This is a genomic window from Lacticaseibacillus zhaodongensis (assembly GCF_009687905.1).
Lineage (GTDB): Bacteria > Bacillota > Bacilli > Lactobacillales > Lactobacillaceae > Lacticaseibacillus > Lacticaseibacillus zhaodongensis.
The window spans coordinates 41865-61986 of the sequence record NZ_BLBG01000009.1 but is presented as its reverse complement, the minus strand read 5'-3'; the positions used below and the strand labels follow the sequence as shown (position 1 = coordinate 61986).

Sequence of the window (20122 nt, the reverse complement as noted above, 5' to 3'; positions counted from 1 at the left end):
TTGCTGACGGGATACTGTTCAGTGGTTACATCGTATCGGAGGGAGGGATAACACATGGCAAAGACAGTTGTTAAGAAGAATGAATCTCTCGACGATGCACTCCGCCGTTTCAAGCGGACCGTATCCAAGTCAGGCCAACTGGCGGAATACCGCAAGCGCGAATTCTACGAAAAGCCTAGCGTTAAGCGTAAGCTTAAGTCTGAGGCGGCTCGGAAGCGCAAGAAGTTCTAAATCAAAGGACTGATTATATGGCATTAACCGATGCTCTCAATCAGGATTTGAAGACCGCAATGAAGGCCCACGACAGAATCTCCCTGGACACGATCCGCGGCATCAAGACGGCTCTAACGAACGCCAAGATTGCTGAAGGTCATGAGCTCAGTGAAGACGAGGAGCGCGGCATCCTTGCGACTCAACTGAAGCAGCGGAAGGAATCACTTGAACAATTCGAGGCTGGTAAGCGTCAGGATTTGGTCGACCAGACCAAGGCTGAGATTACCATTGTCGAGAAGTACTTGCCGGCGCAGCTGGATGAAGCTGCTATCGCCAAGCTGGTCGCGGAATCAATTTCCACGGTTGGTGCTACTAGCGCAAAGCAATTTGGACTGGTAATGAAAGACCTCATGCCTAAGGTAAAAGGTCAGGCGGATGGCGCGGTCGTTAGCCGCATCGTCAGGGAACAACTGAATTCCTAAAACACACAGAGCCTCCCAGCGCATTTGCGTTCGGGAGGTTTTGTTTTGCACTAATATCGAAAAATTGAGGGTGCTTAGCTGGCTAACGCCGGTTAGACTCAATTTTGGAACACTTCAATAACTTGTATGTGAACATGTATGCTAAAATAAGAGTACTTATAAGGGAGGTCTGCACTTGGCAGAGGAAACGGTATCCAAAAGTTTTGTCCTTGCTGATAATGACACGATGATCAGTCTGGTCGGGGTGAACAATCAGAACTTGGACATCATTGCTGAAGCATTTGACGTCGCGATGACACCGATCGGTCAGGAGATTCGCATCAGTGGGGAGGCCCACGCCGGGAGTTTGGCTTACCAAGTGTTGGCCCAACTGCGCGACCTGCTGCAGATGGGGATTCGCCCGGCAGGTGAAGATGTTGTCAGTGCCACCAAGATGGCGCAAAAGGGCACGCTCGACTACTTTGTCGATATGTACAGCGAGAGCCTGATCAAAGACGCCAAGGGCCAAAGCATCCGCGTCAAGAACTTCGGCCAGCGCCAGTACGTGAATGCCATCAAGAACAACGCCATCACCTTTGGCATTGGCCCGGCTGGGACCGGGAAAACCTATCTTGCCGTCGCCATGGCGGTTGCCGCGCTCAAGGCGGGGGAAGTTGACCGCTTGATTATCACCCGGCCGGCAGTCGAAGCGGGGGAGAACCTCGGTTTCCTGCCTGGTGACCTCAAGGAAAAGGTTGATCCATACCTACGACCAATCTACGACGCACTGCACAGCATCATCGGCACCGAGCACACCGCCCGGCTGATGGAGCGCGGCGTCATCGAAATCGCACCGCTGGCTTATATGCGTGGCCGGACACTGGACGCATCTTTTGCCATTCTGGATGAAGCGCAGAACACGACGCAGGCCCAGATGAAGATGTTCCTGACCCGGCTCGGATTTAACTCGCGCATGATCGTTAACGGGGACGTCTCACAAATCGACCTGCCAAGTAAGCGCCAAAGTGGCTTGATTCAAGCTGAACGGATTCTCAAGGGCGTCAAGCACATTGGCTTCGCGCACTTCAGCGCCGATGACGTTGTCCGCAACCCAGTTGTTGCCAGCATCATTGAGGCCTACGACCGCGCTGAGGCACCTGCTGATCCAGATAAAAATAAGTCTAAGGAGTAAACGGATTAATGGACCTGACATTATTCAACGATGACAAACTGCTTGATGAAGAGCACGAGGAACTGGTTAAAAAGCTAGTTGAGTTCGCGGCTAAGGAACTCGGCAGCGCGCCAGACACCGAGATGTCCATCACGATTGTTAAGGATGAAGAGATTCGCCGCATCAATCGCGAGTACCGGAACACTGACCGGGTGACCGACGTAATCAGTTTTGCGATTGAGGACGACGAAAGTGCCGACGACGATTTTGTCGGCTTCGAAGGGATTCCCGAAAACATCGGTGACCTCTTCATCGCGCCCGGCAAGGTTGCGGAGCAGGCCAAGGATTACGGCCACAGCTTCGAACGCGAACTCGGCTACACGGTTGTCCACGGATTCCTGCACCTCAACGGCTACGATCACATCAAGCCTGAGGACGAAGCGGTCATGATTCCGCTGCAGGAGAAGATTCTGTCTGCTTATGGGTTGGAACGCTAAACAAACCAATAAGAACCGGCACTGGCTCCAGTCATTCCGGCATGCGTGCGACGGCGTCATCAGTTTGCTCCGCCGCGAACGCAATGCGCGCTTTGAACTTGGCTGGGCCGTGTTTACTGTGCTGCTCGGCATCCTTTTGGACATCGACGTGTGGCGGTTCTTGCTCCTGCTGGGTGTGAGTTTGCTTGTGTTCGTGGCGGAAGCATTTAACACCGCAATCGAAGCCGCAGTGGACTTGTCCTGCGGCGGTAAGTACTCCGACCTAGCACACTTTGCCAAGGACACCGCGGCGGCGGGGGTACTACTCTCAGCGTTGATTGCGGTATTAGCCGGGATCTACATCTTTTTGCCGCGGCTGCTTGAACTATTTCGAAACATATAATGAAGTTTGGAGATTCAACAATAATGGATAAAGAAGAATTGATGCAAACGGCGATCACCGCCCGGAAGAATGCCTACGTACCGTATTCTCACTTCGCGGTTGGCGCGGCAGTGATCAGTGCGGACGGCCGCGTCTTCAGCGGTGCGAACATCGAAAACGCGTCTTATGGCATCACAATGTGCGCTGAACGCAACGCTATTTTCGCAGCGGCCTGCGCCGGTGTTCGTGAAATCAGCGCGCTCGCGGTGGTTGCGGATACTGACGGTGGAGTTGCCCCCTGTGGTGCGTGCCGGCAAGCAATGACTGAATTTATGGGTGCACAGACCCCAGTTTACTTGGGTAACCTGCACGGAACCATCGACACGACGACGGTCACTGAACTTTTGCCCGGCGCCTTCAACAAGGAGGACATGCACAATGCCTAAAGAACCACCAGTAGAAAAGAAGCACCGTTCCGGTTTCGTCGCCATCATCGGCCGCCCCAACGTTGGTAAGTCAACCTTCATGAACCGCATCCTCGGCGAGAAGGTGGCCATCATGTCACCGAAGGCCCAGACCACCCGCAACAAAATTAACGGAATCTACACCCGCCCCGATGCACAGATCATCTTCGTTGACACGCCCGGGATCCACAAGCCGCAAAATGAACTCGACCAGTACATGGACGACGCCGCACTGTCGACCTTGAACCAGGTCGACGCGGTCCTCTTCATGGTTGAAGCCGATCAGCAGCCCGGCCGCGGTGACCAGTGGATTTTGGAAGCCTTGGCCAAGGTCAAGACCCCGGTCTATTTGCTGGTGAACAAAATCGATTTGGTATCACCTGACGACCTGATTCCGCTCATCGAACGTTACAGCAAGATGCGCAAGTTTGATGAAGTCTTCCCAATCTCCGCAACGCAGGGGAACAACATCGATGACCTCCTGAACACGCTCATCACTGCGCTGCCAGTTGGCCCGCAGTATTACCCTGACGATGAGATCACCGACCACCCTGAATACTTCGTCGTTGGGGAACTCATCCGCGAGAAGATTCTGGAGCTCAGTCACGATGAGGTTCCGCATGCGGTCGCCGTGGTGGTTGAACGCATGAAGGATTACGTGGGCGGCAAGCTGCAGATCGAAGCCAACATCTTCGTTGAACGCCCTGGCCAGAAGAGCATCATCATTGGTAAGGGTGGGGCGATGATCAAGGAAATCGGGATCCGCGCCCGCCGCGACATCGAGAGTCTGCTCGGTGAACCGGTCAACCTGAAGCTCTGGGTCAAGGTGCAGAAGAACTGGCGCGACAACAACGCCTACCTGCGCACGCTCGGTTACAACAAGAAGGACCTGAAGTAATGGCGAGCGCCCCGCAGGATTTCAAGGGCATCGTGCTGTCGCGCTACAACTACAAAGAGTCGGATTTGCTCGTCAAAATCCTGACGCGGGAGTTCGGCAAGCGGATGTTCTTGTTCCGGCGGGCGCGCAAACCCGGGTTCAAAATGGCGGTGGGGGTCATGCCCTTTACCGCGAGTAATTACGTTGGGGTGATTCGTAGCTCAGGCTTGTCCTACGTGAACACCCTCCGCGGCAGCGAAGAGTTCAGTAACATCAGCGCAGACATCGAGCGCAATGCCTATGCGACCTACGTGCTGGCGCTGATCGACCTCGCCTTCAGCGATAACGTCGCGGTACCACAGTGGTATGATTTTGCCGAAACCGCGCTGCGCCGCATTGACAGCGGCGCCGATCCGCAGATCATCAGTAATATCGCCGAGGTGCAGTTGCTAACTGCCTTCGGGGTCGGCCCGCACTGGCAGAACTGTGTGGTCTGCGGCCGCAGTGACTTACCACTGGACTTCTCCGACAGTTACGGCGGCCTGCTCTGCCAGAACCACTGGGGACTGGATGAACACCGCTATCACGCCTCGCAAAAGGCGATTTACCTGTTGCGGCAGTTCTCAGTGGTCAAGCTGGAGCAGCTGGGCAATATTAAGGTCAGTCCAACCACTAAGCACGAGTTGCGTTCCTGTCTCGACCGGATCTATGACGACCTGGTCGGGGTGACGCCACGCGCCAAGCGCTTCTTGGACGAGTTAAATGGTGGCAGCAATCTCCGCCCGCTGCGCCCGCGCAAACCGCGCACTGATGCAGACAGGTAGGGTTGATCGTAATGAGTGACCTTGAATCTACTGACGATCATCGCTGCCGGCCGTTTCACTGTCCATTCCACTAAGGGCACAACCCGCCCAAGTGGAAGTGGCGACTCCTGACCGTTCTTAATTATGGTGAGGAGCCGGCCACCTACGCTGCGCTACGGATGTGGGAGAGTAAGCGGCAAGCCGCCAACTCTCCCAGCATATAAACGTGGCCCACAATGCAGCTCCTTCCGCTTAGCAGAAAAATGGCTCTAAACACGAAGTTCAGTGCTTAGAGCCATTTTTCTGCTAATGCTCAGGAGCTAACCGCATTGTGGGCCACTTTCTGCAAAAACCCGAATCCCAGCTGATTTTTATTGGGAGATATGTTAGAATTAATTTCAGTTAAACAGGCGATGAGAAAAAGGGTTATCAGTGGTAGCACCAGCGAGTCCGGGATTGTGGAAGCCGGAAGCTTAAAACTGATAATTGGCGTTTTCGAGCCACTTCTGAAAGAGCGTTGACCTAGTCAGCGAAGTAGGGTGGAACCGCGCGCAAGCGTCCCTATGCCGAATTGGCATAGAGGCGCTTTTTATTTTGGCACCGCTTGGATCACAAAATAAAGGAGACCGAACATTGGTTAAGAATATGAACGTTCAAACCATGATCCAGACGCTCCAGAACTTCTGGGGCAGCAAAGGCTGCATGTTGATGCAGGCTTACGACACCGAAAAGGGTGCTGGGACCATGAGCCCATACACCTTCCTGCGGGCAATCGGACCTGAACCTTGGAACGCTGCCTACGTGGAACCTTCTCGCCGGCCAGCTGACGGCCGTTACGGTGAGAACCCCAACCGGCTCTACCAACACCACCAGTTCCAAGTAGTGATGAAGCCATCACCAGAGAACATCCAGGAATACTACCTGGACTCACTGCGGGCTCTCGGCATCGATCCGCTCGAACACGATATTCGTTTTGTTGAGGATAACTGGGAGAACCCGTCAATGGGTTGTGCCGGTGTTGGTTGGGAAGTCTGGCTCGACGGGATGGAAGTCAGCCAGTTCACGTACTTCCAAGTTGTCGGTGGTCTGAACGTTTCCCCAGTTACTAGCGAAATCACTTATGGGGTTGAGCGGCTGGCCAGCTACATTCAGAACGTTAACTCCGTTTATGACCTCGAATGGGGCGACGGCGTGCTCTACGGGGACATTTTCAAGGAACCTGAATACGAGCACTCCAAGTACTCCTTCGAGGAAAGCGACCAGGACATGCTCCTCAAGTTCTTCGATGCCTACGAAAAGGAAGCTTGGCGCCTGATGGACCTCGGACTGGTGCACCCAGCTTACGACTACATCCTCAAGTGCAGCCACACCTTCAACCTGCTTGATGCGCGCGGTGCCGTTTCCGTTACCGAACGGGCCGGCTACCTGAGCCGCATCCGCAAGATGGCGCACAAGGTTGCCCGGGCCTTCGTTGACGAACGGCGCAAGCGCGGTTACCCACTGCTGAAAGATGACGGCAAACTCGCCGCTGCGGAAACTGCCAAAATCAACGCCAAGGCTGCTAAAGCTGCCAAGAAATCTGCAAAGGAGGCTAAGTAGATGCAATACTTACTTGAAATCGGGCTGGAAGACATGCCCGCACACGTTGTAACTCCTAGCTTGAAGCAGTTGGCTGACAAAACCGCCAAGTACCTCAAGGAGCAGCAGCTGGGCCACGGTGCCATCAGCACTTACGCAACGCCCCGCCGGCTTGCACTGATCATTGATGACGTTGCGGCCAAAACCGCCGACATCAGCGAAGACCTCAAGGGACCCGCTAAGAAGATCGCGCAGGACAAGGACGGTAACTGGAGCAAAGCTGCCATCGGATTCACCCGCGGTCAGGGCATGACCGTCGATGACATCGTCTTCAAGGAATTGAAGGGGACCGAGTACGTATACCTGCACAAGGAAACGCCTGGCAAGCCCGCCGCTGACATTTTGGCCGGCCTGATCGATGTTGTTAAAGGTCTGACCTTCCCGACCCGGATGCACTGGAGCAATTACGACTTCGAATACATCCGCCCCGTTCACTGGATCGTCAGCTTGCTGGATGACCAGGTTGTGCCAATGCAGCTGCTGGACGTCAAAGCAGGGCGCCGCACCGAAGGCCACCGCTTCCTCGGCCAGGCCGTTGATATTGCTAAGCCTGCTGATTACGTTGAAGCCCTCCGCGGCCAGAAGGTCATCGTTGACCCCGCTGAACGCAAGGACCTGATCACGAAGCAGATCAACAAAATCGCCACGGACAACAACTGGCAGATCGACCTCGATCCAGACCTGCTGGAAGAGGTCAACAACCTGGTTGAGTACCCAACGGCTTTTGCCGGTAAGTTCGACCAGAAGTACCTCGAGATTCCGGAAGCCGTCCTCATTACTTCAATGAAGGACAACCAGCGCTACTTCTATGCTCGCGACACAGCCGGCAAGATGGTCAACGTGTTCATCGGGGTCCGCAACGGGAACGCTGAACACCTCGATAACGTCATCGCCGGGAACGAGAAGGTCCTGACGGCACGGCTTGAAGATGCGGCCTTCTTCTACGCTGAAGACAAAAAGCACACGATTGCTGACTACGTTGACCGGCTGAAGAACGTTTCCTTCCACGTCAAGCTCGGCTCTATGGCCGCAAAAATGGCCCGTGTGCAGACGATTGCCGGCATTTTGGCTGGTAAGTTCGGTCTGAACGCTGATGAAGCCGCTGATCTCCAGCGCGCCGCTTCTATTTACAAGTTCGACCTGGTTACCGGCATGGTCGGTGAATTCGCCGAACTGCAGGGGACGATGGCAGCACACTACGCCAGCATCATGGGCGAAAACGCCGTCGTAGCCAAGGCCCTGGGCGAACAGTACATGCCAGTCGGCCAGGGGACAGCGTTGCCAGAAAGCAAGGTCGGCACGCTGCTGGCCATGGCCGACAAGCTGGACACACTGATGAGCTTCTTCGCCGTCGACATGATTCCTAGTGGTAGTAACGACCCTTACGCACTACGCCGTGGCGCTTACGGGATCGTCCGCATGCTCACTAAACACGGGGTTGACATGTCCCTGACCGACTTGCAGGGTGAGATTGCAGATGCGCTCGCTGATAAGGGTGAGGATAACGGCCTGGACTACCGTAAGAACGTCAAGGCAGTTAGTGACTTCTTCCAGGATCGCGTACGCCAAGAATTGTCTGGCCAATCCGTCCGGCACGATATTGTGGACGCAGTGACCGCTAATCCTGCTGCCAACGTGACCGCCGAGATTACGGCCGCTAAGGTGCTTAGCGATGTTGCTGACGAGGATGACTTCAAGGATAAGCTTGAAGCCTTGACTCGAGTACTGCGCATCACCGGCAAGAACCCAAGCACTGGTAAGGTGGACCCGGCACTGTTTGATAACGACAGTGAAGGGGCGCTATACCAGGCCGTTCAGGAAGTTGCAGCCGCAGACGATGCCCTGCAGCCTAGCGCAGACGGTTTTGCCCGGCTTGGCAAGCTCAGTGACGTCATCAACGCCTACTTCGACGCAACGATGATCATGGTTGATGATGAAGCCGTGCGCAACAACCGCTTGGCATTGCTAAACCAGCTCGCAAAGCTCATCAACGTTTATGGTGAACTCACGACAATTATCGCCAAGTAACAGTTTGATATTCTGCTGCATTCGCGCTATACTTTAGGTTGCGCTTTTATGCAGTAAGACACGTAAAAGTCGCATTCCCGAACTTGGGGTGCGACTTTTTACAACTTGCGTACTGCTCAGGGAGGTGATGGTCGTGGCAGGTAGAATTTCCGAGGATAAACTCGAGGAAATCAAGAATGCAATCAACATTGCGGACTACATCGGACGAACCGTGCAGCTAAAGAAGCAGGGCCAGAACCTGTTTGGGCTGTGTCCATTCCACGATGAGAACACGCCGTCGTTTGCGGTCAACGAGGAGAAACAGTTCTTTCACTGTTACTCTTGCGGCCGTGGGGGCAGTGTCTTCGACTTCATCATGGATAGCGACAACCTGCCCTTCCCGCAGGCCGTCAAGAAGGCTGCAGATTACGCCGGTGTTGAGCTAAACATCGACACCAGTGCGGTTCAAGCGCACGTCGACCCCGCTCAGAAGCGGCAAAAGGAAATCCTTAAGCTGACCGAAGACTTCATGCACCACTTGCTGATGAACACGGAAAGCGGCAGCGCAGCGCTGGATTATGTTCAGAAGCGGGGGATGAGCACCGCAACCATTGAGCATTTTGGCATCGGCTTCGCCCCCAGTGATGGGTCGCTACTGCAGACCTTTCTGAAGACCCAAAAAGTCAGCATCGATGAAATGCGGGCAACCGGGCTCTTCGTTGATCGCGATAGCGGCGAGCTGGGGACGCGCTTCACCAACCGGGTCATGTTTCCGCTGCGGGATGAGCGCGGGGAGACGGTCGGCTTTTCCGGCCGCACCCTCAGCACCGAAAAAACGCAGGCTAAGTACCTCAACAGTCCCGAAACCATCGTCTTCAACAAGGGTGAGTTGTTATTCAACCTGGACGAGGCAAAGCAGGCGGTGCGCGGCACCGACCCGTTTTACCTTTTTGAAGGCTTCATGGATGTGATTGCTGCGTACCAAGCCGGCGTCACCAGTGGGGTCGCCTCGATGGGCACCTCGCTCACACCACAACAGGTGCACATCCTCGAACGGCGCGGCAAGAGCCTCGTGGTCGTCTATGATGGCGACCACCCCGGCCAAGCTGCAACCGAGCGGGCACTCAAACTGCTGCAGGGCAGCAGCCTCGACGTTTCCGCCGTGGTTTTACCCGGCGAGATGGATCCAGACGAATTCATCCAGAAAAATGGCGGGCCAGCGTTCAAAACGCAGCTGCAAAGCGTCCTGACGCCAACCGCCTTCCGCCTGCACTACCTGGCGCAAGGCGTTGACATGGTCAATGACCACGCCAAGCTGGAATACATCGCTGCTGCACTCAAGGAAATCAAAGCCTTAAGCAGTGCGGTCGAACAAACGCTGTACCTGCAGCAAGTTGCCGACCTGACCAGCCTGCCGCTCGCGGCCTTGCAGAAGCAGCTGGCGGAATTGCCGGAGCCCCGGGCGGAGCAGACGACTGTCCAGTCTAACGCTGAGCGGGCGTACGATCCGCAGGAAGTACCACTGCCTGATGACAGTGTTGCCCCACCGCCGCCAGACGATGAGGCTGGGCAGCAAGGTGGTTACGGCGCTCCGGCAGCCGTTGTCCAGCAACAAGAGCAGCAGCACTTCACGCGTTACGAGCGCGCCGAGCGCGAACTGCTGCACTACATGTTAACGGATGCGGAAACGAGTTTATTCGTCTTCGCCAACCCGTTTGACTGGCCGGAAGGGGAGTACGGCGTGATTGCCGCCGCCTGGCAGGAGTTCTGCCAGACCCACACACCGACGATCGACGTTACACCGGAATACCAAACTTTTGTTGATCAGCAAAGCGGCAGCCACGGGGCCACGCTCAGTTCCATCTTAATGGAAGACGTGCCGCCAGTGACCAACGCCGCGGTGAGCGACTTAATTGCGGTAATCGGGCAGGGGACACTTGCGGCCAGACTTGCCGCCATTCGCACCGAGCTCAAGCAGGCCCGGCGCCTCGGCGATAAGCAGAAGCAAGCGGACCTCAGCAGTCGGTATTTTGAATTAATGCGCGTTGTCCAGGCACAGCGTTAGCTGGTATTGAACTATTTGGTAACGTGATACAATGTCACCAACTAGGAAAACGGAGGAATATACATGGCAAAAACCAATGAGACCAAGTACAAGTCAGCACGGACCGCTTTTATCAAGAAGTATAAGCCAAGTGGTCAGGTCTCAACCGATGCACTTGCCGAAGAGCTGGTCAAGCCATTCGCCCTCAAGAGCGATGCGGTTGACGACCTGATGCAGCGAGTTGAAGACGCTGGGATCGGCATCGTTGATGAGAAAGGTGAACCGGCAGCTGCCTCCATTAAGAAGATCAAGAAGGTTACCAAGAAGGAATTAAGCAACACTTCTGCACCAAGCGGCGTCAAGATCAACGACCCCGTGCGGATGTACCTGAAGGAAATCGGCCGCGTGCCACTGCTGACAGCCGATGAAGAAGTTGCCCTCGCACTCAAAATTGAGCAGGGTGACCAGGAAGCCAAGCAGAAGCTGGCCGAAGCGAACTTGCGGCTGGTTGTTTCCATCGCTAAGCGTTACGTCGGTCGCGGGATGCAGTTCCTGGACCTGATTCAGGAAGGGAACATGGGCCTGATGAAGGCGGTCGAGAAGTTCGACTACCGGAAGGGGTTCAAGTTCTCCACCTACGCAACCTGGTGGATTCGGCAGGCTATTACCCGTGCGATTGCTGACCAGGCGCGGACCATCCGGATTCCTGTCCACATGGTCGAAACCATCAACAAGTTGATCCGGATCCAGCGCCAGTTGCTTCAGGACCTTGGGCGGGAGCCTAACCCTGACGAAATCGGTGCCGAAATGGATATCCCAACCGAAAAGGTCCGCGAAATTCTCAAAATTTCGCAAGAACCAGTCTCCCTCGAAACCCCTATCGGTGAAGAGGACGACTCCCACCTCGGTGACTTCATTGAGGATGCGGATGCAACCAGTCCTGAAGATCACGCCAGCTACCAGTTGCTGAAAGAACAGCTTGAATCCGTTCTGGACACACTGACTGACCGTGAAGAGCACGTTCTGCGGCTTCGTTTCGGTCTCGATGACGGCCGGACCCGGACCCTTGAAGAAGTTGGTAAAGTCTTCGGGGTTACGCGCGAACGGATTCGCCAAATCGAAGCCAAGGCACTGCGGAAGCTGCGCCACCCAAGCCGTTCCAAGCAGCTCAAAGACTTCCTGGAATAGCTCGGTAAATAACTGAATTCAGATGAATGGACTTCCCGGCTGGGAGGTCCATTTTTTGTAGGCTTAGGGCGTGTTTGACTGCCGGGCGGTGGGCGCATTTTCCGTCCATTTCGCTGGCGGAAGTGACAGACAGGCATGCTGGGGTCGTTGCAGACCTGGTAAAGTTCGCCAGGTCTTCCACTTAGCTACGAGCCCGCCGTGTTTTCTCTACGTTTTCGGTAATCTTGCCGATACTGCCGTTATCATCCTTAGCGGTCTCTCCGCTATCCCCGATTATTGAAGGTAATAACCTTGCAAAAACCCGCAAGGCTATTACCTTCAATAATCGTTTCAGCATGGTCACTCCCGCCAGCTTCATTCCCGGAAAAGGCGCCCACCGCCCTTCAATGCTTTCCTTAACTAACATTTGTCTTAACCCACCACCGGCAAACAGCTTTCTACGCCGTTAGCAGTTTGCATTACAAGTACGTTAACCATGGAGACATGAAAGTGACGAATCAAGTTACCTCGAAGCAACTGACCAACGAAAAACCGATGGACGGTTGATTCTTTGCTGTTCCAGAATGTTTTTACTAGCAAGGCGAACCTTAATATGAAGTTGGGCTTCCGACGTCTTATTCATCCACGGAAAACAATAGGTTCTAGTCGACGTTAAGTAGCCTTATTGCCTTTCTTTCATGAGAAGACAATGTAGCCGGGTGGTGCGCCGCTGCGGAGCGAAGTATATGCCGCGTAAAGCCCAGACAGTTGTTAAGCAGTGGGCTTCTGCTTAACAACTGGGGTGAATTTGGGACCGCGACTGAACGGAGTGAGGGCGGCCCAAAATTTAGGCGGAGCCACACGGAGCAAAGCGAAGTCTGGCGGGAGCCGGCCCCGGGCTGTTCCACGCGCAAGCATATACGGAGCGACTTGAACTGCTGCGGCTGTGCCGCCGCTAGTTCAATCGACATCGGAGCGGCAAAGCCGCGGAGTGCGGGAGCAGTGGCGCCCCACCTTGTGGGCAAGAAGCCCAACGTAATTTCTACCGCCACCCATACCTACTATAATCCGCAAAATAGAGCAATAATTAACTTTTGTTGCAGTGACAGTTGCAACCCAGCAAATTTTGAGCAAAATATGTATAATTAGGCTATCTAGATAACGGGAGGCCTGCTTTGTGAGTATTGAAATCGTACTAAAACCACTTGAGCACGACCAGTTAGACGCATTCTGGCAGCTGGCATTCAGTGATCCACACGCTGAATGGGCACAGTGGAACGGGCCGTATTTTCATGATGAGATGCCCAGCCGGCGCGAATTTTTGACTACCATGGGCGTGGATGAGTTTCAAGACAACCCTACGCGCCAGGTGATTTGGGCCAACGGGGTGATGGTCGGCATGGTGTCGGCTTATTATGACGACGGTGCGCTCTTGCGCTGGCTGGACGTTGGGATTACTATTTACGATGCCAGTTATTGGGGTAAGGGCATCGGTAAAACAGCCTTGGAGTTGTGGATCAGCCACTTGTTCAGGCAAATCAACTTGCCGCATATCGGCCTGACAACCTGGTCCGGGAACAAGCGGATGCTGGGACTTGCGGAAAGCCTCGACATGACCCTTGAGGCGCGGGTCCGGCAGGTGCGCTACTGGAAGGGCCAATACTGGGATTCCATCAAGTACGGCGTGCTGCGGGACGAATGGTTTGAAAAGCACCAACTATAAACAAGGATAACGGGGAAAAAACAGATATGATTCATCTAAGCAAAAGACTCAGTAGCATCGCCGCGTTCGTCGATCAAGACGAGCGCATCGCCGACATCGGCACCGACCACGCATTTTTGCCCATCGCGCTGGTACAAAGCGGCAAGGTCGAACACGCCTTAGCTTGCGACGTTGCACCGGGTCCGCTCCAGATTGCCGCCAGCAATATTGCCGAAGCGGGACTACAAGCGGCAATTGAGACTAGACTCGCTGACGGGCTGCAGGGCATCAAGCCTGAAGACGAAATCGGGACGGTCATCATTGCCGGCATGGGCGGTGAACTGATCGAAAAGATTCTGGAGGCAGGACAGGGGCACCTCGACGGGACCGAAAACATGATTCTGAGTCCGCACCGCGATGTACCGCTGGTGCGCCGCTGGTTAGCTGCCCACGAATTCGGCATTATGGATGAACAAATTCTGGAAGATGAGGGCCACGTGTACGAAATCATGCTCGCTGGTCACACCGTCCCTGACGTTCCATACACGGAGGCTGATTTTGAGTTCGGCCCAATTTTGCGGGCCAAGCGCGAGCCACTATTTGTCCAAGAACTCCAGCGGCGGGAACGGGCATTGCACCGCGTTGCGGCCGGTTTAAGCAGTGCCAGTGGTGACGTCGCGGCAAAACGCGCCGCAGTTACCAAGGAACTAGAACTGGTGCGGGGTGAACTCAATGACTAGCGGACTTGATGTGGCCAAGCGTTTTGAAAAATACGCCCCGCGAACGCTAGCCGTGCCTGGCGACCCAATCGGCTGGCAGCTCGGTAATCCTGAACGCGAGGTCCACAAAATTCTCGTGACGCTCGACGTCCGGCCAGAAGTTGTCCGCGAGGCGATTCGGGTGGGGGCAGACATGATTTTTGCCCACCACCCAGCCATGTTTGTCCCCGCCCACAACCTGGACCTGCGCGTGCCGCAAAATGCGATGTACGCGCAGATCCTGAACGCGAACATTTTGGTTTACGCCGCCCACACCAACTTGGACAACGCGAACCCCGGCATGAACGACTGGTTGGCAAAGCAGCTGGGCCTTAAGCACACGCTGCCGTTTATCGATGATGGCGAATTGCGCGGCATGGGCCGGATTGGCGAATTCGACAAGTCGATGAGCGTGCGGCAGTTAGTCGAACTGAGTAAGGACCGCTACAACCTGAACGGTGTCCGCGTCATCGCTAACGATCTCGGCATGCGCGTCAAGCGCGTCGCCGTGCTCGGCGGTTCCGGCTCAAAAGAATTCATGTACGCAAAACGAGCCGGGGCAGACGCCTACATCACCGGCGACGTAACTTACCACACCGGTCACGACATGCTAGCGGCCAACTTCCCGGTTCTTGACGTTGGCCACCACGTCGAACAAATCATGAAACACAACGTCTGCAACTTGCTCACGCTCTGGGCAAAGCAGGATGACTGGCCAATCATGGTCGTCACCTCTAAGCTCAGCACCGAACCGTTCACATTCCTCTAAACATAACAAAGCTCAGACCATCTTTTGCAGTTACTGATGGTCTGAGCTTTGTTTAATCTGTTCAATTAGTGGAACGTTGTTTTGCGCGATTCCTTACAAATTTGCGTCCGTCTTGAAGTTCAGTGGTGAGAAGTCCGTCGATTGGGCCAGCAACTGCATCGTGAATTTCTGCCATTCTGATTTGGAAATTGCCGCCGCAACCGCGGAAGCCTCGGTTGCTAGTGCTGCTAGGTCGTCATAATTATCCACCTTTGCTGCAGCCTCGTCCGTTGCGGCAATGTGCGCAATTAACTTAGCGTGGACTTCATCCTGCACATTATTGAGCGCGGGCAGGAAGTGCTGAAAGTGGGCGTCGAGCAACACGCCGGCGAGTTTGTACTGCCAATATGCGGAATCCAAGTTGGCTGGCAAGGCGCCACGCTTGTAATCTTCAGGAGTGTCGGTCATCCCCGCAAAGAAGGGCACAAACTGACTTTCTGCCGGTACACCCATTGCGAGCCAGTGAATGTTCGCAATTGCAGCCGGCAGGTCTTGGCGCAGCTGGAGCACGTGGCTCTCTTGCGTTTTGGCGATGGCGATGGGGCGGAAACGGTGGGCGTTAGTCGCGTCCGGAATCCGCGCCGCGGGATCATAAGGCGTGTCCTGATAGTGCGCGGACAGGAAGGCGGTCGCGTCCTCTAATTGCAGCGGCCGGTCGGCGTGCATGATGAAGGGCAGGTCGGAGGCAACCGGCGTCTCAGTTTGCGCGCTGCTGGCTGAGAACATGCGGTGGCCGTACCAGACCCGCGGCGTGTTGTACATCCGGTCTTCTTGCGAATCGGTACCGAAAATCTGGCGGGAGTTGAAGTCGCCACCGTTCCAGAGGTGGTTGCGCCGGGCAAAATCCTGCAAGTCCGCGTCAAACATGAAGTCGGCACTGTCGAAGTCGACATTTTGGATGCTGAGCTGGTTGGCAACGACCGCGTAGGCGTCATCGGGAATGCGTTGGGCGACCCAGTGGTGACCGGTGAGCACTTCCATGTACCAAGCTTCATCCTTGTCCGCAAACAAAATGCCGTTCGCCTCGCCAGTCCCGTGCGTTTCGATCAACTTGCCAAGCCAAGCAACACCGGCCCGCGCGCTGTCAACATAAGGCAGCACGACCGTGACCATGCACTCCTCGTTAATGCCGTGTTCGACGAAGGGGTCAAAGCCCAAAACACGCGGGTTGGCGTAGGCACTTTCGGTGGCACTCATGGCCACACCGGCACTGTTGATACCATCCTCTTCAAACAAGCCATACTGATCAGTCCACTCTGGGGTGGCGGAATATTGCAGGGCTCTTGCTGGCAACTCGAAGGACACACCAGTATCTTTGGAAACAAATTGTGTCGCTGTAGTCCCATTAACAGCCGGGTGCACAAGCAGGTGTTTCGGCCAAGAAGCCTTGGAATCCTCGTTGCGGCCAATCATGACCGAACCATCGGCACTGGCCTTTTTGCCGATTAGAATGCTGGTACAAGATGAACGTGTGGTCATTGCAATACCTCCAATAATTTTGCCTATTAACTGCATTATACAAGTTTACTAACTTTTGGTCACTCGCCAGTTCCAGCGAAGACGGGTATAATTCAGGATAAACATAAGGAGGAATTACACATGCCACTTGTCCATATCGAACTCATTGAAGGCCGCAGCCAGGAACAGTTGAAGCAGTTGTGCGCTGACGTCACCGCAGCCGTTGTTAAGAACACCGGTGCCCCAGCAGAACACGTCCACGTGATTCTGAACGAAATGCGCAAAGACCGGTACGCGGTCGGCGGCGTACTGAAGTCAGACGAAAAGTAACTCAAAGCTAAACGACCCGGTTCAGATTGTTGCAGCTGGACTATACACAAGGCGCCAAACTTTTAAGGCCTAACATCCCCGTGGTGTTAGGCTTTAATTTTTCATTTTTCCGGACGCCAGGAGGCAGCTGCCCGGGGCGGAAATGGGCCGGCTGTGCTATAGTTTACAGAAGACAATCACAGGAGGGATTCACGCTTGAAATACTGGCCGCGCTTAATGCAACTTGGAGCAAAATATCGGGGCATCCCCGCCGTTGCTGAGCGCATCGACGCCATGGTCGCAGCGAAGGCAGCCGTGGAACAGCACCAGCTGCCCGCTAAGCAACTGCCGCAAATGCAGCTACCCTTAGCCGACTATGCCCTCGCGGCGAGCGTTCCGGATGGCCGCCTCGATGAATTGATGGCGCTCGACCACATGTTGCATAATTTCCGCTGGTTTTTGGCTTACCATTACGGCGTGTGGGCATACATAACTCAAGAGTTGATTGCTGCGTGGGTGCAAGCTTATCCCGGCCGCCGCTACCTAGAAGTAGCGGCCGGTAACGGACTACTTAGTTACGGCTTACGGCAAGCGGGGCAAAGTGTCATCAGCACCGACGCCTTGACCTGGGTCGACGAGAACGGCACTGGCAACGCCCCGTGGACCCCAGTTCGGCGGGCAACCGCCAGTGCCGCGCTCTGGGAGTACGGCGACCAGGTGGATGCGGTGATTATGGCCTGGAGTCCCGACAAAGATCCGAACGACGCGCACCTGCTGTCGCTGATCCGCAATAATTTTCCGCAGCTCGAACTATTTTGCATTGGCGACCGCAATGGCATTACCAACAGCAACCTGTTTTGGCGTCAAGCGCAGCTGCGCGTTGACCGCAAGCTGCTCCGGCTCAACCAGGCGTTCAGAAGTTTTGACGCCGTTGGGGACCGCATCTACTTGATTCAATAATTCTGCCGCAGGGAGGTTCAGCATGATTAAACGCAGCATCATCATCGATATTCTCGTCGCGTTGCTGGCAGTTTTGGCCGGGTTGGTCTGGAGCCAAGGCGACCAATCGGAATACGCGGACATGCTTAGCAATGGCGGGATGTCCGACCAGGCGTTGGTCTACCACAGTCAAAGCAGCGAATCGTTGCAAAAGACGCTCCAAAAGCTCGATGCCAGCAAAAAAATGCAAAATTACCAAGTCCAGTTCACCATCAGCAAGCACGTGTCCTATTTCTTCGCGAAGGGGAGCTACCGCAGCCTGCCACTGCAAAATGGCCACTTCTTCAGCGCAGATGACTTCCACTCTTCCTTACCCGTGGCGGTGGTCGGCAGTAATGTGGCTAAACGCCTCTACCTGACCGCAAACCAGAAGTACCTGCACCGCAACGGCCGTTATATCAACGTGATCGGCACGGTCGGCACCCAGCAAGGTAACGCGCTCAACGACCACGAATTCATCTCCGCATCCACGGAGAGTGACAACGGGGGCTTACGGCAAAAGGACGTCACCATCATGGTTGACGGCGCCGACATTATTCACACGACGACCCTCAGCCGGATCTTCGGTGGGGCGCACGGGCGCCGGTTGATTTATTCTGGGACAACGCACCCCCGAAGCTGGTTGCAGCGTAACGGCGGCGCCTTACTTGCCCTCATCGTCATCACGCTCGCAATGGCGGGCGCGGGGCTGCTCAGTGCCATCATGACCCCACAGTTGCAGGTCAAAGGCCTCGAAGCACCGCTACGGAACAACTACCTGCGCGGCGTCGGCAGTCAGTTCCTGCCGGGCGTTGCCATCGCCATCGTTGTGGGAACAGGGATCGCGTGGTGGCGCTTCTACATCACCGACCACTTCCGGCTCGTGCTTTTTGCCGCGTTTCTGATGGTCATCTTCGCCTTAAGTAACCAGTTATTCATGTTCGTCCGTTCAAACAATAGGAGGAATCAACGTGCAGCTTCCTGAAGACTTCATCACTAAATACCGCCGCTTACTGGGCAGCGAGGCCGATGCCTTTTTGGCTTGCTTCGAGCAGCCCGCTGCCAGCGGCTTCCGCCTGAACCCGCTCCGCAACGACCCACAAAATGTCGCGCTTGACCTTAGCGAACCGATCAATTACTCACCATACGGCTATGTGGGCCAGGTTGACGGTAATTCCATCGATCACGTCAGCGGCTACGTCTACAGTCAGGAACCCAGCGCCCAAATCGTTGGCGCACTGGCTGGCGTCCAGCCTGGAATGACGGTGCTGGACCTCTGCGCAGCGCCGGGTGGTAAATCCACCGCCTTGGCGGGGGCCATGGCCGGCCAGGGCGTCCTCGTTAGCAATGAAATCAACTTGCCACGCGCCCGCATCCTCGCCAGCAACATCGAACGCTGGGGGGCCAGAAACGTCGTGGTGACCAACAACGACCCGGACAGCCTCGCCGCCGCAATGCCAGAAGCATTTGACATCGTTGCGGTCGATGCCCCTTGTTCCGGGGAGGGGATGTTCCGTAAGGACGCCGACGCCGTCAGTTACTGGGACCTAGATTACCCAGCTAAGTGTGCGCAGCGCCAGCGTGAGATTCTGGACCAGGCCGTCAAGATGGTCAAGCCAGGTGGGGCGCTCGTGTACTCCACCTGTACTTTTGCGCCCGAAGAAGACGAACAAATCATCAGCTACCTGCTAGAAAACACCGCCCTCACCGTTGAGGAAGTACCACTGCAAGCAGGTATGAGTCACGCCCGGCCGGAGTGGGGCAATGGCGACCCAAGCATTGCCGGGGCTATTCGCCTCTGGCCACAAAATCAGGTCGGCGAGGGCCACTTCTTCGCCAAGTTGCGCATGCCGGGCACCCCGGCGGCCGCACCTAAACGCAAGAATAAGCGCGCTAAGCACGGCAAACAGCCAGCTGCCCATGAACTAAACGGCGACCAGCTGCAGCTCTGGCAAGACTGGCAAGCGGATAACCTGCAGCTCGAAATCGGGGGTGCCCTGACACTCGGCGGGGACCAGCTGTACGCCTTGCCAGCAGCAACGCCGACACTCGGTAAGGTCCGCGTGCTACGCCCCGGCCTGCACCTCGGCACGTTCAAGAAGCGCCGGTTCGAACCGAGCCACGCACTGGCGACGGCGTTACCCCCAGCAGCGTTTAAGACCGTTGTTCCGGTCGATGAGGCTGGATTTGCGGCGTACCGGCACGGTGAAACAGTTGCCGCACCGGATGCGGTGGGCAAACGCAACGTGCTGCTGACATACGAGGATAAGGGCTTTGCAATTGGCCGCTTGGTAAATGGAACCGTAAAAAACTTGTATCCAAAGGGCTTACGTGTTTAAAATAAGCACAATTAATAAATAAGGTATTTTTTCGGGTGGCGTTTAGCACCCATACATAGCTACAACC

The 20122-nt window shown here is 55.3% G+C and carries 21 protein-coding genes; 19 read left to right on the top strand and 2 right to left on the bottom strand.

Annotation, left to right across the window (positions count from 1 at the left end; translation table 11 throughout):
• Positions 1–54: 54 nt before the first annotated feature.
• The 12 genes from rpsU to rpoD all read left to right on the top strand — a co-directional run bounded on the left by rpsU (position 55) and on the right by rpoD (position 11724).
• Positions 55–231, top strand: a complete 177-nt coding sequence (gene rpsU, locus GN107_RS07635; protein ID WP_155287210.1) for a 30S ribosomal protein S21 — start codon at positions 55–57, stop codon at positions 229–231.
• 17 nt (positions 232–248) lie between these two features.
• On the top strand, positions 249–695 hold the full coding sequence (locus GN107_RS07630; RefSeq protein WP_155287209.1) for a GatB/YqeY domain-containing protein: 447 nt from the start codon (positions 249–251) through the stop codon (positions 693–695).
• A gap of 175 nt (positions 696–870) precedes the next feature.
• Positions 871–1866 carry a PhoH family protein gene (locus GN107_RS07625; RefSeq protein WP_155287208.1) on the top strand — a complete coding sequence of 332 codons (996 nt, stop codon included), beginning with the start codon at positions 871–873 and terminating at the stop codon, positions 1864–1866.
• A gap of 8 nt (positions 1867–1874) precedes the next feature.
• Positions 1875–2342 (top strand): rRNA maturation RNase YbeY, encoded by a 468-nt coding sequence (gene ybeY / locus GN107_RS07620; protein WP_155287207.1) that lies wholly within the window; start codon positions 1875–1877, stop codon positions 2340–2342.
• On the top strand, positions 2326–2724 hold the full coding sequence (locus GN107_RS07615) for a diacylglycerol kinase (protein ID WP_155287206.1): 399 nt from the start codon (positions 2326–2328) through the stop codon (positions 2722–2724). Before ybeY ends, GN107_RS07615 begins: the two co-directional genes overlap by 17 nt.
• Before the next feature lie 23 nt (positions 2725–2747).
• Positions 2748–3149, top strand: a complete 402-nt coding sequence (locus GN107_RS07610; RefSeq protein ID WP_155287205.1) for a cytidine deaminase — start codon at positions 2748–2750, stop codon at positions 3147–3149.
• Entirely contained in the window at positions 3142–4065 is a 924-nt protein-coding gene (era, locus tag GN107_RS07605) for a GTPase Era (protein WP_155287204.1), read from the top strand. The genes GN107_RS07610 and era overlap by 8 nt, the downstream gene beginning before the upstream one ends.
• Positions 4065–4868, top strand: a complete 804-nt coding sequence (recO, locus tag GN107_RS07600) for a DNA repair protein RecO (protein ID WP_155287203.1) — start codon at positions 4065–4067, stop codon at positions 4866–4868. The genes era and recO overlap by 1 nt, the downstream gene beginning before the upstream one ends.
• 624 nt (positions 4869–5492) lie before the next feature.
• A complete protein-coding gene (gene glyQ, locus GN107_RS07595; RefSeq protein WP_371863483.1) occupies positions 5493–6446 on the top strand; it encodes a glycine--tRNA ligase subunit alpha in 954 nt (317 codons plus the stop codon).
• Positions 6447–8513: a glycine--tRNA ligase subunit beta gene (gene glyS, locus GN107_RS07590; protein WP_155287201.1), complete on the top strand. Its 2067-nt coding sequence runs from the start codon at positions 6447–6449 to the stop codon at positions 8511–8513. It begins immediately after the preceding gene.
• 133 nt (positions 8514–8646) lie between these two features.
• Positions 8647–10557 carry a DNA primase gene (gene dnaG, locus GN107_RS07585; RefSeq protein WP_196246286.1) on the top strand — a complete coding sequence of 637 codons (1911 nt, stop codon included), beginning with the start codon at positions 8647–8649 and terminating at the stop codon, positions 10555–10557.
• A 63-nt stretch (positions 10558–10620) separates the two neighbouring features.
• Positions 10621–11724 (top strand): RNA polymerase sigma factor RpoD, encoded by a 1104-nt coding sequence (rpoD, locus tag GN107_RS07580; protein ID WP_155287199.1) that lies wholly within the window; start codon positions 10621–10623, stop codon positions 11722–11724.
• A 181-nt stretch (positions 11725–11905) separates the two neighbouring features.
• Here rpoD and GN107_RS07575 read toward each other — a convergent pair whose 3' ends face one another.
• Positions 11906–12130 carry a hypothetical protein gene (locus GN107_RS07575; RefSeq protein ID WP_155287198.1) on the bottom strand — a complete coding sequence of 75 codons (225 nt, stop codon included), beginning with the start codon at positions 12128–12130 and terminating at the stop codon, positions 11906–11908.
• A gap of 756 nt (positions 12131–12886) precedes the next feature.
• On the opposite strand from GN107_RS07575, the gene GN107_RS07570 reads away from it, so the two are divergent.
• The 3 genes from GN107_RS07570 to GN107_RS07560 are packed head-to-tail and all read left to right on the top strand — an operon-like array spanning position 12887 to position 14932.
• The gene (locus tag GN107_RS07570) at positions 12887–13426 is read left to right on the top strand and encodes a GNAT family N-acetyltransferase (protein ID WP_155287237.1); all 540 of its coding nucleotides are present in this window, start codon (positions 12887–12889) and stop codon (positions 13424–13426) included.
• Positions 13427–13452: 26 nt separating this feature from the next.
• Complete coding sequence (locus GN107_RS07565) at positions 13453–14145, top strand: tRNA (adenine(22)-N(1))-methyltransferase (RefSeq protein WP_155287197.1); 693 nt, start codon at positions 13453–13455, stop codon at positions 14143–14145.
• Positions 14138–14932, top strand: a complete 795-nt coding sequence (locus GN107_RS07560) for a Nif3-like dinuclear metal center hexameric protein (protein WP_155287196.1) — start codon at positions 14138–14140, stop codon at positions 14930–14932. The genes GN107_RS07565 and GN107_RS07560 overlap by 8 nt, the downstream gene beginning before the upstream one ends.
• 93 nt (positions 14933–15025) lie before the next feature.
• On the opposite strand, the gene GN107_RS07555 is transcribed toward GN107_RS07560, so the two are convergent.
• Complete coding sequence (locus tag GN107_RS07555; RefSeq protein ID WP_155287195.1) at positions 15026–16450, bottom strand: C69 family dipeptidase; 1425 nt, start codon at positions 16448–16450, stop codon at positions 15026–15028.
• 120 nt (positions 16451–16570) lie between these two features.
• On the opposite strand from GN107_RS07555, the gene thmT reads away from it, so the two are divergent.
• From thmT to GN107_RS07535, 4 genes are all read left to right on the top strand, one after another.
• Positions 16571–16759: a 2-hydroxymuconate tautomerase gene (gene thmT, locus GN107_RS07550; protein WP_155287194.1), complete on the top strand. Its 189-nt coding sequence runs from the start codon at positions 16571–16573 to the stop codon at positions 16757–16759.
• 195 nt (positions 16760–16954) lie between these two features.
• Positions 16955–17698, top strand: a complete 744-nt coding sequence (locus GN107_RS07545; RefSeq protein WP_155287193.1) for a class I SAM-dependent methyltransferase — start codon at positions 16955–16957, stop codon at positions 17696–17698.
• A 22-nt stretch (positions 17699–17720) separates the two neighbouring features.
• Entirely contained in the window at positions 17721–18701 is a 981-nt protein-coding gene (locus tag GN107_RS07540) for an ABC transporter permease (protein WP_155287192.1), read from the top strand.
• Positions 18688–20055, top strand: coding sequence for an RsmB/NOP family class I SAM-dependent RNA methyltransferase (locus tag GN107_RS07535; RefSeq protein ID WP_155287191.1), 1368 nt, complete (start codon positions 18688–18690; stop codon positions 20053–20055). Before GN107_RS07540 ends, GN107_RS07535 begins: the two co-directional genes overlap by 14 nt.
• Positions 20056–20122 lie beyond the last annotated feature (67 nt).